The 14,965-nt window shown below is 69.9% G+C and carries 12 protein-coding genes; 8 read left to right on the top strand and 4 right to left on the bottom strand.

Annotation, left to right across the window (positions count from 1 at the left end; translation table 11 throughout):
- Window positions 1–78: 78 nt before the first annotated feature.
- Entirely contained in the window at window positions 79–753 is a 675-nt protein-coding gene (locus ACGFNP_RS51400) for a response regulator transcription factor (protein WP_393330836.1), read from the top strand.
- Window positions 750–2,309, top strand: coding sequence for an ATP-binding protein (locus tag ACGFNP_RS51395; protein ID WP_393330833.1), 1,560 nt, complete (start codon window positions 750–752; stop codon window positions 2,307–2,309). The genes ACGFNP_RS51400 and ACGFNP_RS51395 overlap by 4 nt, the downstream gene beginning before the upstream one ends.
- Before the next feature lie 25 nt (window positions 2,310–2,334).
- Here ACGFNP_RS51395 and ACGFNP_RS51390 read toward each other — a convergent pair whose 3' ends face one another.
- Window positions 2,335–4,245 carry an amino acid transporter gene (locus ACGFNP_RS51390; RefSeq protein ID WP_393330830.1) on the bottom strand — a complete coding sequence of 637 codons (1,911 nt, stop codon included), beginning with the start codon at window positions 4,243–4,245 and terminating at the stop codon, window positions 2,335–2,337.
- A 327-nt stretch (window positions 4,246–4,572) separates the two neighbouring features.
- On the opposite strand from ACGFNP_RS51390, the gene ACGFNP_RS51385 reads away from it, so the two are divergent.
- Together ACGFNP_RS51385 and ACGFNP_RS51380 are read left to right on the top strand one after the other, a co-directional pair.
- A complete protein-coding gene (locus tag ACGFNP_RS51385) occupies window positions 4,573–5,388 on the top strand; it encodes a DeoR/GlpR family DNA-binding transcription regulator (protein WP_393330828.1) in 816 nt (271 codons plus the stop codon).
- Window positions 5,385–8,978: a glycosyl hydrolase gene (locus ACGFNP_RS51380; RefSeq protein WP_393330825.1), complete on the top strand. Its 3,594-nt coding sequence runs from the start codon at window positions 5,385–5,387 to the stop codon at window positions 8,976–8,978. Before ACGFNP_RS51385 ends, ACGFNP_RS51380 begins: the two co-directional genes overlap by 4 nt.
- Before the next feature lie 178 nt (window positions 8,979–9,156).
- Here the strand turns inward: ACGFNP_RS51380 and ACGFNP_RS51375 are convergent, their stop codons facing one another.
- Window positions 9,157–10,038 (bottom strand): AraC family transcriptional regulator, encoded by an 882-nt coding sequence (locus ACGFNP_RS51375; RefSeq protein WP_358319777.1) that lies wholly within the window; start codon window positions 10,036–10,038, stop codon window positions 9,157–9,159.
- A 141-nt stretch (window positions 10,039–10,179) separates the two neighbouring features.
- Between ACGFNP_RS51375 and ACGFNP_RS51370 the strand changes: the two genes are divergently transcribed.
- Window positions 10,180–11,511 carry a hypothetical protein gene (locus ACGFNP_RS51370; protein WP_393330822.1) on the top strand — a complete coding sequence of 444 codons (1,332 nt, stop codon included), beginning with the start codon at window positions 10,180–10,182 and terminating at the stop codon, window positions 11,509–11,511.
- 102 nt (window positions 11,512–11,613) lie between these two features.
- Here ACGFNP_RS51370 and ACGFNP_RS51365 read toward each other — a convergent pair whose 3' ends face one another.
- Both ACGFNP_RS51365 and ACGFNP_RS51360 read right to left on the bottom strand, forming a co-directional pair.
- Window positions 11,614–12,087 carry a transcriptional regulator gene (locus tag ACGFNP_RS51365; RefSeq protein ID WP_393330819.1) on the bottom strand — a complete coding sequence of 158 codons (474 nt, stop codon included), beginning with the start codon at window positions 12,085–12,087 and terminating at the stop codon, window positions 11,614–11,616.
- 2 nt (window positions 12,088–12,089) lie between these two features.
- Window positions 12,090–12,386 carry a hypothetical protein gene (locus ACGFNP_RS51360; RefSeq protein WP_393330817.1) on the bottom strand — a complete coding sequence of 99 codons (297 nt, stop codon included), beginning with the start codon at window positions 12,384–12,386 and terminating at the stop codon, window positions 12,090–12,092.
- 281 nt (window positions 12,387–12,667) lie between these two features.
- Here ACGFNP_RS51360 and ACGFNP_RS51355 point away from each other — a divergent pair, with 281 nt between their 5' ends.
- The 3 genes from ACGFNP_RS51355 to ACGFNP_RS51345 are packed head-to-tail and all read left to right on the top strand — an operon-like array spanning window position 12,668 to window position 14,920.
- The gene (locus ACGFNP_RS51355; protein ID WP_393330814.1) at window positions 12,668–13,924 is read left to right on the top strand and encodes a cytochrome P450; all 1,257 of its coding nucleotides are present in this window, start codon (window positions 12,668–12,670) and stop codon (window positions 13,922–13,924) included.
- Window positions 13,925–13,953: 29 nt separating this feature from the next.
- Entirely contained in the window at window positions 13,954–14,274 is a 321-nt protein-coding gene (locus ACGFNP_RS51350; protein WP_393330811.1) for a hypothetical protein, read from the top strand.
- Complete coding sequence (locus ACGFNP_RS51345) at window positions 14,252–14,920, top strand: helix-turn-helix domain-containing protein (RefSeq protein ID WP_358319790.1); 669 nt, start codon at window positions 14,252–14,254, stop codon at window positions 14,918–14,920. Before ACGFNP_RS51350 ends, ACGFNP_RS51345 begins: the two co-directional genes overlap by 23 nt.
- The last annotated feature ends 45 nt before the right edge of the window (window positions 14,921–14,965 follow it).

Here is a 14,965-nt window from a genome sequence, read left to right as displayed (position 1 = left end):
CCGCCTGATCTTCAGGGGCTCTGTGACCGCTCTTGGAGTCCACAGAGATTTCTAAGACCGCGGCACGACACTGAAGGAGTGAGCGCCCGCATCCTCGTCGTGGACGACGATCCCAACCTGTCCGATCTGGTGGTGATGGCCATGCGGTACGAGGGCTTCGAAGCCGTCGCCGCGGGTTCCGGAGCCGAGGCGGTCGCCCGCGTCGCCGATTTCGCGCCCGACCTGGTCGTGCTGGACATCATGCTGCCCGACATCTCCGGGCTGGAGACGTGCCGACGGCTGCGACGACTGGGGCACCAGGTGCCGGTCATCTTCCTGACCGCCAAGGGCCGTACCGAGGACAAGATCGCCGGTCTTACCTCTGGCGGGGACGACTACGTGACCAAGCCGTTCAGCCTGGAGGAACTGATCGCGCGGGCGCGGGCCGTGCTCGGCCGTACCCGGCAAGCGGCCCGCCTCTCATACGCCGACCTCGAGATCGACGAGGACGCCTATGAGGTGCGGCGCGGCGGCCGGTTGATCGAGCTCACCCCGACCGAGTTCAAGCTGCTGCGCTATCTGGTGACCAACGCGGGACGGGTGCTGACCAAGCGGCAGATCCTCGACCACGTCTGGGAGTACGACTCCGGCGGGAGTGAAGGGGTCGTGCACACATACATCAGCTACCTGCGCCGGAAGGTCGACGACGCCGGCGAACCGCTGATCCACACCGTGCCCCGGGTCGGATACGCGTTACGGCTGATGCGCCCATGATTCGGCTGCGGGCGCCGAGATCGTTGCGGGTACGGCTTGGGCTCACCGTGCTGGCCCTGCTGGCGGCGGGGCTGGTGGGGGTGCCCATGGCGGCCTGGGGCGTCATCCGGGACACCGGCTCGGGACGGGCCCACGCCCAGCTCGACCGCTTCGCGCGTGACGTGACCGGGCTGCTGCCGGGCGGGCGCACGCTCGCGCTGCCGGAAGGGGACGCGGCGAGGCTGCTCTCCATCGCCCTGCGGACCGGCGAATCGCCGTCCTTCCTCCAGCTCCGGAGCGCGGACGGTCAGTTGATCCAGACCGTCGCCCCCACCGGCGCACCGGCCGGCGCGGCCCGGGCGAGGTGGCCTCAGGCGCGTACGACGGACGTCCCGGACGGGGCGGTGTTCTTCCGCGACGACGACGCGCCCGACGAGGTTCCCGACGCCGGCGATGACGGGTCCGTCAGGGACGGCCCGTTCGGTCGCGCGAGTGACTGGTGGCTGCGCGTCTCGTGGCTACCCGACGGGCGGATCCTGACCACCGGAGTCCGCGCGACCGAGTACGACGCGCTCATCGGGCGGCTGGCCGGCGTTCTCGGCGCCATCACGCTGCTCGCGCTCATCGTGCTGGCCGTCATCGCCTTCCGCGCGATCCGCCGTGCGTTACGTCCGCTGAACGAGATCGCCGAGACCGCCAAGGCCATCGGAAACGGCGATCTCACCCGGCGCGTGGAACCCGCCGAACCGCGGAGCGAGGCAGGCCGGCTCGGGCTGGCGCTGAACGCGATGCTCGGCCAGATCGAGGTCGCCTTCCGTGAGCGCGCCGCGTCGGAGGAGCGGCTGCGCCGGTTCGTCGCCGACGCCTCGCACGAGCTGCGTACCCCGGTCGCGACCGTACGCGGGTACGCGGAGCTGTTCCGCCGTGGTGGCTCGGACAGCGCCGAGGACCTGGCCAAGATCATGACGCGGATCGAGTCGACGGCCTCCCACATGGGCGTCCTCGTGGACGAACTCCTGCTGCTCGCCGACCTCGACGAGGGGCGCCTGCTGGAGAGCGGGCCGGTGGACCTGACCGGCCTGGCCGCGGAGGCGCTCGAAGCGGCCCGGGCGGTGGAGCCCACCCGGCCATTGCGCCTGATGACCGGCCACGGGGAGCTGCTCGTCCGTGGTGACCGCACGCGGTTGCGGCAGCTGCTGGACAACCTGCTGGCCAATGTCCGTACGCACACTCCGGCGGGCACTCCGGCGACGATCACCGTACGGACAGACGGCGGCGCGGATATCAGAGAGGTGGTCGTCGAGGTGCGCGACGAAGGGCCCGGCCTTACCGCCGAACAGGCGGCGCACGTCTTCGAGCGCTTCTACCGGGCCGCCCCCGCGCGGACCCGTGGCGGCGCCGGTCTCGGCCTGGCCATCGTGGCCGCCGTGGCCGAGGCCCACGGTGGCAGCGCGCGCGCACGACCCGCGAACCCGGGGGCCGTCTTCGAGATCCGGCTCCCCCTCGCGGCGGGCCCTGCCTCGGTCTCCTTCGCCGTCGAGCGCGACCGGCCGAGGCCCGGACTCCCCGGCAAGTAGCCGCCGGCCCCGGAAGCCCGGTGCTTCAGCCGACGTGGACGTGCGGTCGGCGTTCGAGGTCCGGCTCGGCCTTGCGGAGGACCTCACGAGTCAGCGCCGGTACGTCGCCGCCGCCGAAGACCAGGTAACGCAGCATCGCCACGATCGGGTTGCCCTCGGTCCAGTGGAAGTAGATGTGCGGCGCGCCTCCGGTACGGTCACGCAGGTAGATCAGGAGCGCGGCCAGCGCGTTGGCCACGGCCGAGCTCTCGATGGTGAGGATCTTGTGGCCGTACCGCTCCTCACCCTTGACGTGCAGCTCGGTCTCGAACTCCGACGCGTCCGGCACCGACACCTCGACGAACAGGCACGGCTCGGAGCTGCGCAGCCGGTGGTTGATCCACGTCTCGCGCAGCTTGTCGTTGTACTCGTTCTGGTCGCGCTGGTGCGGCTCGTTGGCGAGCACATGGATCTCGCCGCACGCCTCATTGACGAACTCCTCCGCCAGCGGGTCCAGGCGCACCTCGGTGACCCGCAGCTCCGTGGAGCGCGTGGCCCGCGAGATCAGCGACGTGACGACGATGGCGGCGATGAAGAACGAGGCGATCTTCACGCCGTCCGGCCGCTCGAAGACGTTGTCGACCAGCGTGTACGCCAGCACGGCCGCGATGACGCCGAACCCCGCGGTCGCCCAGTGCTGCCTCTTGGTCCGTGCCGACAGCGTCACCGCGACCGCCGCCGACAGCATGAGCACCAGCACACCGGTGGCGTACGCGCCGCCCTGGGCGTCGACGTCGGCCTGGAAGATGATCGTGATGGCGAACCCGATGGCCGAGAAGACCAGCACGAGCGGCCGCACGGCCCCGGTCCACTCCGGCGCCATGCCGTACCGGGGCAGGTATCGCGGCACCAGGTTGATCAGGCCGGCCATCGCCGAGGCCCCGGCGAACCAGAGGATCGCGATCGTGCTGACGTCGTAGGCGGTGCCGAACCAGTTGCCCAGGTACTGGTGGGCCAGGTAGGCCAGCGCGCGCCCGTTGGCCTTGCCGCCCTCCTCGAACTCCTGGTGCGGGATGAGCACGGTGGTCACGAAGCTGGAGAAGATCAGGAACACGCTCATGATCAGCGCCGCGACCGTCAGCAACCGCCTGGTCCCCGCGATCCGCTGCGGGATGTCCCCCTTGACCACCGGCATCACCGCCACACCGGTCTCGAACCCGGACATGCCCAGCGCGAGCTTGGGCATCACCAGCAGCGACAGCCCGATCATCGCCAGCGGACTGCGGTAACTCGTGCTGAGCGCCTGCTTCCAGTCCACGACCGCCCCTGGCGCCTCCAGCACGTGCGCGATCGCGGTGGCCACCACCACCGCGTTCAGGCCGAGATAGACGAAGACGAGCAGGACGGCGATGCCGATCGCCTCGCTGAACCCCATCAGGAACACCCCGCCGAGCAGCGCCAGCAGCACCAGCGTGACGATCACCCGCTGTCCGGCCAGGAAGTCGGGCACGAACGGGTTCTCCAGCAGGTGCGCGGTGGCGTCGGCCGCCGACAGCGTCATCGTGATCACGAAGTCGGTGGCCGCGAACCCGAGCAGGGCCAGCACGAAGATCTTGCCCCACCACTGCGGCGCCAGCTTCTCCAGCATCGCGATCGAGCCCTGCCCGTACGGGCTCTCTTCGGCCACCCGCCGGTAGACCGGCAGCACGCCGAACAACGTCAGGGCCACCAGGAACAGCGTGGCCAGCGGCGACAGCAGCCCGGCCGCCAGCGCGGCGATGCCCGGCTGGTAGCCGAGCGTGGAGAAGTAGTCGACACCGGTCAGGCACATCACCCGCCACCACGAGTGCTTCACGTGCGGGCCGTGCTCGATCTGCTTGCGGTCGGTCTGCAGCCCTTCCAGCAGCCACGACCGCAGCGTCCCCTCCGTAGCGACCGGCCGTTTCGCCAGCACCATCCCGGTCACCCTCCATCAACATCGCGCACTAGGCACACTAGTGAGGAGAGATGGGTGTTTTGCCTGGTGAGGGCGTCAAGAAAACGTATATATCGCGGCGGGCAACCTATCAAGCAAGATGTGAAAATAACAGCCGCCGCGCACTCCCCCTGCCGAGCATCCCAATCCGGGCTGAGCTGGGGCTTCACCTCCTGGACCGCTCTTCAACTCCAGCAGGGTGTTACGAGATGGCGTGCGTTGTAACGCTGGACAGCGTGAGAATCACATGTCAATGTTAAGCCGCGTTATGCTCCCTCCGCTTCGCGGAAACCCCCTCCGGAGACAGCCATGATGACCGACGACAGGGAAGCCCGGCGGGGACCCGCGCGGCGGCAGGAGGCCATCGCGGAGCGGATCCACGCCAAGGGCGAGCTCGCGGCCGCCGAGCTGGCCGAGCTGTTCCACGTCAGCGTGATGACGATCCACCGCGATCTCAACGAGCTGGAACGCCAGGGGATCGTACGCAAGCTGCGCGGCGGCGTCACCGCGCAGCCGTCCAGCGTCTTCGAGAGCAACGTCGCCTTCCGCGAGAAGTCGATGCGCAGGGAGAAGGACGCGATCGCCGCCAGGGCGGTGGAGCTGATCGAGCCCGGCATGGCCGTCATACTCGACGACTCCACCACCAGCCTGGCACTGGCCATGAAGCTGGAGCCGCTGGCGCCGCTGACCGTCGTCACCAACTTCCTGACGACGATCGAGCTGGTCGCGGGCATGCCCGGCATCCGGCTGATCGCGCTGGGCGGCGACTACGACATGCTGCACAACTCCTTCCTCGGCGTCTCCTGCACCGACGCGGTCGCGGCCTTGCAGGCCGACCTGTGCTTCGTCTCCACCTCTGCGGTGACCGGCGAGTACGCCTACCACCAGGAGCAGCACATCGTGCCGGTGAAACGGGCGATGCTCGCCTCCGCGACCCGCAGCGTGCTGCTGATCGACCACACCAAACTGGCCAGGACCGCGCTGTACCGGGTCACGAGCCTCCAGACGTTCGACCATGTCATCGTGGACGACGGGGCCCGGCCGGAGGCGCTGTCCGGCCTCGACGAGTTGAACCTGTCCTACGACGTGGTGGCTGTGCCCACCTCCCCTTTGGAGCTGCCATGACCCTGCCGGCCGAGCTCGCCGACATCCTGCGCCACCCGCCCCGGGCGTACTCCCCCGCGGCCATCTGGTGGTGGAGCGGCGAGCGGTTGAGACACGACCGGCTGCGCTGGCAACTGGAGCGGTTCGCCGAGGGCGGTGTGTGGAACCTCGTGATACTCAACCTGGCACCGTCGGGACCGATGTTCGGCTCCGACGCCGACGACCCGCCGTTCTTCTCCGAGGACTGGTGGACCCTGCTGGAGCAGGTGTGCGCCGACGCCGAGGAGCTGGGGATCTCCCTGTGGTTCTACGACCAGCTCGGCTTCTCGGGCGCCGACCTCCAGGCCCGGCTGGTCAGCGAGGAGCCCCGCTTCGCCGGCCGGTGGCTGTCCCCGGACGGCTCGGTGACCACCCGCGGCTTCGACTACCTGTCCGCCGAGGCGTGCGCGGCGCTGATCGACCGGGTGCACGGCGAGTTCGAACGCCGGTTGGGGCACCGGCTGGGCGGGGTCATCGCCGGTTCCTTCCAGGACGAGCTGCCCTCGCTCCCCACCTGGTCCGACACCTTCGCCGTGGAGTTCGAGAAGCGCCGAGGCTACGACCTCACCCCTCACCTGCCGCTGCTGTGGGCGGACGAGGAAGGCGCGGGTGAGGTACGCCGCGACTACCAGCGGACCCGGGCCGAGCTGGCGGAGGAGGCGTTCTTCCGCCCGCTCGCCGCCTGGCACGACCGCCACGGCCTGCTGAGCGGCTGCGACCAGCAGGATCCCGCCCGCGCCGGATATCCGGTGGAGGGCGTCCAGCTGTACGCCGACTACGCGCGCACCCATCGCTGGTTCAGTGCGCCGGGCTCCGACCACCACGGTGACGCGCGGGTGCACTCCTCGCTGGCCCACCTGTACGACCGGCCGCGCACCTGGATCGAGGCGTTCCACTCCAGCGGCTGGGGCGGCACGCTGGAGGAGACCTTCGACTGGCTGCTCCCCTGGCTGCGGGCCGGAGCCACGCTCTACAACCCGCACGCCGTCTACTACACGACCAAGGCCGGATGGTGGGAGTGGGCGCCGCCGTCCACGGACTGGCGCCAGCCGTACTGGCGGCACCACCGCGTCTTCGCCGACGCCGTCACCCGGCTGTGCGCGATCCTCTCGCTGGGCCGGCACGCCTGCGACCTGGCGGTCCTCATGCCCACCGCGACCGTACAGGCGAGCACGAGGCTCGACGGGGTGGCGGCGGAGGCCGCGCGGGCGCAGGAGGTCTACCGCGAGATCGTGGGCGAGATGGCGTGGTTCAGGATGCTGCCCGGCGCCCTGGACCGGCTCGGCCTGGACGCCGACGTGATCGACGACGACTCGCTCCAGCGGGCCACCGTCCGGCCCGGCACGACCCGGACTCGGTTGGAGGTCGCCGACGAGTCCTATGCCGCGATCGTGCTGCCCGCGTGCGTCACGCTCGATCCGGCCACGGAAGCGGCGCTCGTGGCGTTCCTCGACGAGGGCGGGCTGGTCGTCGCCGTCGGCGCGCGCCCCGAGGGCCCGCTGCGCTCGCGTGTCCGCTTCGCCGCGACGACGGCCGACCTGGGCCCGCTGCTGTCGCCGCTGCGCCGGGTCGAGGCGCCGGTCCCCCCGCTGGTACGGGAGTTCGACGGCACCACCATCGTCTACCTCCAGGCCACCTTCCCCATGGCGAGCCGAGTGGCGGTCGAACGACCGGACGACCGCGGCACCGACCAGGGCTGGGACTCGGCCACCATCGACTTCGACCCCGGCCGGTACGCCGCCGAGATGCCGGTGCGCGTGCGCGGCGTCTCGGGGACGCCGCTGCTGGTGGACCCGTTCGGGGGTGGGGTGCGCGCGTTGCCGTACACGGTGGAGGGCGAGCACACCGAGGTCGTCGTGCCGTTCGACGCCGGTCCCGCCGCGCTGCTCGTCTTCACCGGCGAGCAGGTGGCGACGCCCGAACCGGCCGCGCCCCCCACGCGGGAGCTCGATCTCGGCGCCGGCTGGGAGATGGAGCTCGTACCCACGCTGGACGACACCTGGGGCGACCTCGGCCATTCCGGGCCGGTCCTGCACCGCTGGGAGGTCGAGCACCGCGTGGACGGGCTGAAGTGGCGGCCCGCGTACGCGACGTACGGGTCGCACGGCAGCTCGCGGATCGACGGCGGCGAGTGGCGGCCCGCGGTGTTCTCGACCTCGCGCGGCATCAGGAAGGACCCCGTCCACCGCCGCACCCTCGGGCCCAAGGGTCACGTGCCGGAGGAGTTCCTGGACTTCGGCGAGGTGGCCATGGGGAAGAGCGCCTGGTTCAGGACCGAGCTGACCGTGCCGGAGCACGGGTTCCTCGCGATCGGCGCCGCGGCCGCCAAGGCGGTGCGGGTTGACGGCCATGACGTCGAGCTGGACGACAGGGGCTACCTGGCGCTCGCTCGCCGGCCGCTCTCGCCCGGCAACCACCTGCTGGAGGTCCGGTTGGTGCCCGAGGACGACGGGTGGCTGCGCGCGCACGTCGCCGTCGTGACCAGCCCTGAGCACTACCTGCGCCCGGAGTGGATCACCGGTCCGGCAGGGCCGGTCGAGCTGACCGCCGCGTTCACGCCGAAGGGCACGGTGCTCCAGGTGGCCGCGATGACGGCCTGCCAGGTGCTGGTCAACGGGGTGGAGATGGGCCGGCAGGGCGGGTTCGACCCGTACGCCGACGAGCGCAAGCCCCGGGTCCGCCGCTACAACCTGGCCGGAGTGCTCCGGCCCGGCGCGAACGAGGTGACCGTCCGCGTGGGGGACGGTGCCGAGCCGGTCCTGGTCGACGGCTGCGTCACCTCCGGGCCCGGCTGGTGGGCGGCGCACGACGGCGAACGCGCCCCGGCCGAGACCCGCAGGACGCAGTACCACGATCCCGCCGCCCTGCACCTGCCACGCCGCCCGCACCCGCTCCCCGGCACCGCCTGGCTGTCAGGGGACGAACCGGTCTCTTCGCCGGTCGTGCTTCCGGTCGTGATGGCGGAGGAGGGGACGGCGGGGCGCGTCGAGTGGCTGCGCTTCGAGGTCCCGCCGGGCGCGACCGCCCTCCGGGTGCCGTTGCGCGGCGCGGCCGAGCTACTGGTAGATGGAGAGACGGTGGCGGAGGGTTCCGGCTGTCTGGAGGCGTCCCTCGACGGGCGGACCGGGCCGCGCGAGGCACTGCTGAGAGTGGTGACCGAGGCCGGGTACACCGGCGGCGCCATCCTCACCGGCCCGATCGAGATCGAGACCGGCCCCGGCCCGATCGAGCTGGGCGACTGGGAGCGGGCCGGCCTGCCGGAGTACAGCGGCGGCGTCCGCTACCGCCGCACCGTACATCTCGACGAGCGCCCGGACACCGGCCTCATGGACCTGGGCCGGGTGCGCGGCACCGCGGAGGTGCGGGTCAACGGCCACTCGTGCGGGATCAGGGTCTGCTCGCCGTACCGGTTCGACGTCGGCGCGGCACTGCGGGCCGGCGAGAACACGGTCGAGGTCGAGGTGTACGGCACACTCGCGCCGCACCTCGACGCGGTCAGCCCCACCCACTTCGTCTTCCCGGGCCAGCGAGCGAGCGGCCTGTACGGTCCAGCCCGCCTGCTACTCGGCTAGACGCGCCTCCACAACTACCGCTCCGCCACCGACACCACAACCAATCGCCCTTCGCTCCCCGGAAGGACCCCAACGATCATCGCCTCCTCCTCAGAAGGACCCCAACGATCGCCCTCCCCACTCCCCGAAGGACCCCAGCCGAAGTACGGCGGGGAGTGCGGGAACGTAGGCCAGCCGTCTAGGTGCGAAACCGGTTCCGGTAAGTGGTCGCGCTAAGCCCGAAGTACGCCTTGAAACGGCGCGCGAAGTGGCTCTGGTCCGGCCAGCCCACCGCCCGGGCGATTGACGTCACCGGCTCGTCGGTACGCAGCAGCAGGTCGGCCGCGGTCTCGACCCGCAGCCGGCCCAGGTAGGCCATCGGCGGCAGCCCGGTGGCCGACTTGAAGAGCCGCACCAGGTAGGCGGGGCTGAGCGCGACGGCCCCGGCCAGCTCGGCCAGCGTCCAGTCATGGGCGAGGTCTCCCTCCACCATGCCCACGACGCGCATGACCGTCGGATGGGTCACCGAGCAGTCGGCAACGGCCTCGTCCTGCCCGGTGTCGACCGTGCGGGACAGGTGCCCGAGGAAGAGCGAGAGCCAGCCGATGACGTCGGCCCGGTGCTTCTGGATGCTGCGATCGCGCAGCCGGTCGAGCGCCTCCAGGTAGCCGACGCACGTACGGAGATCAACTTCGTCCAGGTGAGTGGTCAGCAGGCCGCGACGCTGCAACGAGTGCGGCCCGGTCCAGAGCAGGTAACCCAGCCGGGGATCCTCACGTGTCCACGACAGCTCGTTGCGGAGGAGGTCGGTGCCGATGCAGCAGTTGTACAGGGCGAGCCGCGCGCAGTCCTCGTACCCGTGCCAGACGCCCGGACGCAGCAGGACCACGTCCCCGACCTGCAGTTCCTGCCGTCCCGACGAGGAAAGGTGGACGGCCGTCCCGGCGACCACGACGGCGATCTCCACGAAGCTGTGCGTGTGCACGGGCTCCTCGCCCTGGTGCGTGTATCGCCGCGCGTAGGCGGGAGAGCCGTCGGAGATGAAGAGCAGGCCACGCGACAACTTCAGGGGAGTAGCCATCACAGCAGCCACCTTAGCCACGTGAATTGGCATCAATTTCGTCCGACTCAGACGTGTTTAGTGCTATCTCCGGAGCGTTCCGGCTCTCATGCTTTCTGCTGTCCGCCTCTCAACACATGAGCCGGATGGAGAGGACGCCCCTTGTCCAGAGCCGTGGCCAGAATCGCCGCCATCCTCCTGCTAGCCACCGCCCCGCTCGCCGCCGCCACGGCGGCGCAGGCCGACCCCGTCGACGACTCCGCCTACGGAACCCCGCTCGTCGCCGTCTCCGGAGCCGGTGTCAACTGGCATCCGACGACCGGGCTGAGCACGCTCAAGACACAGTCGGGCCTCACACAGGTCGACTTCGCCGACGTCATGACGAGCGCCAACCACCCCATGCGCACCTGCGACAGCACCGAGGCCGCCGGGCTGCCGATCAAGCCCGCCGCCACGGTCAGCTGGTGCTGGGACAGCGGTGACGCGAGCACCACGACCTGGATCCCGCAGAGCCTCACCACCTCCGGGGACGCCGACGACGACGGCACCTGGGGCGCGTACAAGGCCATCATCAGCGGCTGGAACTACTGCAACGCCGGCGAGTGCGGTGCGAACCTCCGCAACAACGACGCCAGGGTCGCCTTCATCGACTACACCAACCCCGCGGCGCCGAAATACCGCTGGGTCTACCTGGTCGCGCCGACGGACGGCACCACCAACCCGAACGTCACCAGCTACTCCAACAACACCTTCGGCCCAGCGAAAGCGCACATGGGCGGCATGGCCTGGTACGGCGACAAGCTGTACGTCAGCGCGACCGGAGCCAACTCCACCGGCATCAGGGTCTTCAGCATGTCGGAGATCCTGCGGGTGAACGATCCGAGTTCGGCCATCGGCAAGACGAGCAGCGGGTACGCCGCCTACGGCTACCAGTACGTGATGCCGGAGGTCGGCTTCTACAGCTACGCCAGCGGCACCTGCACCATGAGCACCGACACGGGCGTGCCGTGCTTCGCCTCCATCTCCCTGGACCGCAGCACCAGCCCCGACTCCCTGACCGCCGTGGAGTACTTCAGCGACCCCGCCCTGCACGGCAGGGTCTACCGCTACAACCTCGGCGGCGCGAACTTCCTGCTGAGCGCCAACGCCAGCGGCTACACCCCGGCGGCCCAGGCGTACCGCACCCGGGTCGGCAACATGCAGGGAGTGCTGTCGTGGAACGGCACCTGGTACGTCTCGCACAGCTGGGCCGACGAACGAGGCGAGCTGTGGGCCCTGAACACCTCCACCGGCAGATCCCACACCTGCACCAACCCCTACAGCTCGCAGTATGAGTGCTGGGGATTCCACCCCGAGTCGCTCACCTACGACTACGCCACGGGCCTGGTCTGGTCGCTCACCGAGTGGACCAAGAACCAGTGCGCCACCGAAACCGCCACCCCGCTGAACTGCGGCCGGACCATCTTCGCCTTCCCCCGCACCGCACTCCCCTAGCCCGTCGCCCGTCGCCCGTCGCCCGTCGCCCGTCGCCCGTCGCCGGGAGGAGGGTGAGCCCCCGTGCTCTCCTCCCGGCCCACACCTGTGGTCTTGGGCCCTCTAGCGTCCGGCGTGAGGCTGCGGTTGTGCTTGAGCGACCGCGACAATTCGCTCCAAGGCCGCCGCGTGTCGCTCGAAGGCTCGCCGTCCTTCCGGCGTCAGCTGTACGTACGTGCGTCGGGTCCCCGTCTCCTGGCTCGTGCGTACCCAGACATAGCCGGCCTCGGCCAAGGCCGAGATCTGCTCGGACAGTGCCGAGTCGCCGGTCTTGATCGTGTCCCTCAGGAAGCCGAATTCCACCCCGCTGGCCGGGGCCAGCAGCGCCACGATCGACAGCCGGGCCGGGACGTGCAGGAACCCGTTGAAGAAGGGGTCCATCAGCCCGTGCCTGCGGTCCTGCTGAATGACCCCCCTGTAGATGCGGCGGATCAGGGGGTTGGCCGGGATGGCGGTGACGACCGTCGCCGCAGCGGCGATGGTGGCGGGGGCGGGCAGATCGAGTGCCCAGGTGGTGATCCGGAAGGCTACGAACACCACTATGTAACTGCCCCCCATCCCGCGTAGAGCACGAGTTCACGGTCGGTGGGCGTCCTGCGGACGGAAGACCTCCGGTGCTGAACGATCAGCGCTCCCCCAGCCACCGCGCATCCGAGCACACGGGCAGCGGTGGCCCATGGCTCCGGGAAATCGAACGACGCAAACACGAGAAAGACCACCAACAGCGAGGTGGCGACCTGGGGGAGCACGAAGTATTGGCGTACGAGTTCGTTGTGAGTCCTGTCCTGGAGGCGGCGAATGCCGTCGAGCGAGGACTGGGCGTCGTGGGTGTTCATGGACCTTCCTTGACAAGTGGGCGTCGCGGGCCTGACCCCGCGCCACCTGCGGGGTGACGGTCCCCTGAGGGAAGGAATGCCAGGCGTCGATCGAGACCCTGCATCCGAGGACCAGGCATGTCCGGCACAATAACAGAGCAGATGCTCCAGAATTATGTATCCTTGAGGACGTCACTCTGCGACGACGCGGGTGCTCGAGCTCTATCGGAACATGCGCGAACTGCTGGCCAAGGAGACGAACCAGCAGAACATCACCTGAACCTCACCCGAGTGGAGGAATCGTGAACGTCGTCAACCTGACAGACCCGGCGCTCATGCAGGACCCTTTCGGCGGCTTCGCTCGGATCCGGGAGGAGGGGCCGATGGTCAGGGGCTCCTATCCGGGAGGTGGCCCTCCGATGTGGCTGGTCACCCGCTACGAGGACGTGCGGAGCGTGCTCAGCGACACCCGGTTCGTCAACAATCCGGCGAGCGTACCCGGGATGGAGGTGGACAACATCCGCGAGCAGCTCATGGCGGCCAGGGGTATCGACCAGGACGTGGTCCCGTACCTCCTTGACTCCATCCTCGACGTGGACAACGCCGACCACCTCCGGCTGCGCCGCCTGATCTCCCGCGAGTTCACCGCCCGGCGGGTCATCGACCTGCGCCCCCGCATGGCCGAGATCACCGAATCGCTGCTCGACCTGCTGGACAACGAGACCGACCTGATCGAGAACTTCGCCTACCCGCTGCCGATCACGGTCATCTGCGAGCTGGTGGGCGTACCGGAGCAGGACCGTCCTGCCTGGCGCGAGCAGGGCGAGGCCCTCATGACCCACACGCCCGGCGCGGTGAACGCACCGTGGCGGGGCATGATCGAACTGTCCCGGGACCTGATCGAACGGCGACGCGCGAACCCGGGGAACGACCTGCTGTCGGCGTTGATCCGCACCCACGACGAGGACGGCGACCGGCTGAGCGACCGCGAGCTGATCACCATGATCATCACCCTCATCTTGGCCGGGCACGAGACGACCACGCACCTGATCGGCAATGGCACCCTGGCCCTGCTCACCCACCCCGACCAGCTTGACCTGGTGAAGAAGGACCCGGGGCTGTGGTCGCGTGCCATACCCGAGCTGATGCGCTGGTGCGGGCCGGTACACGGCGCCCAGATGCGGTACGCGGCAGAGGACGTCGAGATCGACGGGCAGACGATCAAGAAGGGCGAGGGCGTCATCCCGGTCCTGGTGAGCGCCAACCACGACCCGCGCCGCTTCGACGACCCCGAACGGCTCGACGTGACCCGTGAGCAGGACTCCCGGCGCGAGGTGCACGTGGGCTTCGGCCACGGGCCGCACTACTGCCTGGGCGCGGCACTGGCGCGCAACGAGGTGGAGATCGCGTTCAACGCGCTGTTCCGCCGGTTCCCCGGCCTTGCCCTGGCCGGTGAACCGGAGCGGCAGTACGTGCCGTGGGCCTGGCGCCTCGCCAAGCTCCCCGTCCGGCTGTCCGACTACGTCTCCAGTGACATTGCACGTGCCTGGCGAGGATGAGCGCGGCCGACAGGCGGCGAATCTTGGGCATGGTCACCGCGCTCATCGCAGGGCGGCTGGTTCCTATCGCCAGTCCGATCGCTGTCGTGGGGCTCCTCGCCGTACTTCCCCTGTACGGAGCCGGCGCCTTGTTCATCCGCGAGGTGGTCCGGCGGACCGAGCGCGGCTGGCCGACGATGCCGGCGTTCGAGGAGGCGTTCATCACCCAGACGCTCTGGAGCGAGGACTGGGTCGGCGTCCGCATCCTCGACTACGGCTACGTGCCCGCGCCGGGGACAGCGCTGCCGTGGACCATTTCAGAGCGGGCGCTCCGCTATTGTGGCGGGCATGGCTCGTCCTCGCACTCATGATCTCGACCAGCTGTTGGATGTCGCCGAGCGGTTGGTGGCCGACGGCGGTCCGGAGCGGTTCACGGTGCGAGCGCTGGCGGAGGCCTCCGGGGTGTCGAACGGGGCGATCTACCACGCGTTCGGGTCGCTGCCAGTGCTGCTCGGACGGTTGTGGATGAGGGCGGCGGGAGAATTTCTGGATCTGCAGGTCGAGCTCGTCGACGCGGTGCAAGGGGGCGACCGCGAGACGGCGATCGCGGCGGTGGTGGCGGCGGCGGGCGCGCCCGCGGTGTTCGCCGACCGCCGCCCCGCCGCGGTGCGGATGCTCATGGCGGTGCGCCGCGACCAGTTGCTCGGCCCTCAGGTGCCCGATGAGCTGGCCGAGGAGATGTTCGCCTTGGACCAGCGGCTGGTGGCGCTGCTTGTCCGGCTGGCACGGGGGCTGTGGGGCCGAGCCGACGGAGCGAGCGTCGAGGTGATCACACTGTGCGTGGTCGACCTGCCGACGGCCGTGTTCCGCCGCGCGCTGACCGAGCCATCCGCGGACGGCCGGCCCGTGATCGGATCCGACAGCCGAGAACGCCTGGAAGCCGCGGTCCGTGGCGCCCTCACCCTCCCACCGCCTCCCCCGCGGAACAGGCGGCCCAAGCCTTCCGAAGAGGATTGACCACCACGCCCGCCGTCCAGGCGTTGGGCCTGGTGCCGGTCGGGT

Origin of the sequence: Nonomuraea sp. NPDC049269 (genome assembly GCF_043197155.1) — a bacterium.
GTDB lineage: Bacteria > Actinomycetota > Actinomycetes > Streptosporangiales > Streptosporangiaceae > Nonomuraea.
The sequence above is the reverse complement of the archived record's forward strand: the minus strand, read 5'-3'. Positions and strand labels throughout refer to the sequence as shown.

Coding starts and splice junctions, on each gene's coding strand:
- ACGFNP_RS51395 (WP_393330833.1), top strand. CDS start 750: ATGATTCGGCTGCGGGCGCCGAGATCGTTGCGGGTACGGCTTGGGCTC.
- ACGFNP_RS51390 (WP_393330830.1), bottom strand. CDS start 4,245: ATGGTGCTGGCGAAACGGCCGGTCGCTACGGAGGGGACGCTGCGGTCG.
- ACGFNP_RS51385 (WP_393330828.1), top strand. CDS start 4,573: ATGATGACCGACGACAGGGAAGCCCGGCGGGGACCCGCGCGGCGGCAG.
- ACGFNP_RS51380 (WP_393330825.1), top strand. CDS start 5,385: ATGACCCTGCCGGCCGAGCTCGCCGACATCCTGCGCCACCCGCCCCGG.
- ACGFNP_RS51375 (WP_358319777.1), bottom strand. CDS start 10,038: ATGGCTACTCCCCTGAAGTTGTCGCGTGGCCTGCTCTTCATCTCCGAC.
- ACGFNP_RS51360 (WP_393330817.1), bottom strand. CDS start 12,386: ATGAACACCCACGACGCCCAGTCCTCGCTCGACGGCATTCGCCGCCTC.
- ACGFNP_RS51350 (WP_393330811.1), top strand. CDS start 13,954: ATGGTCACCGCGCTCATCGCAGGGCGGCTGGTTCCTATCGCCAGTCCG.
- ACGFNP_RS51345 (WP_358319790.1), top strand. CDS start 14,252: ATGGCTCGTCCTCGCACTCATGATCTCGACCAGCTGTTGGATGTCGCC.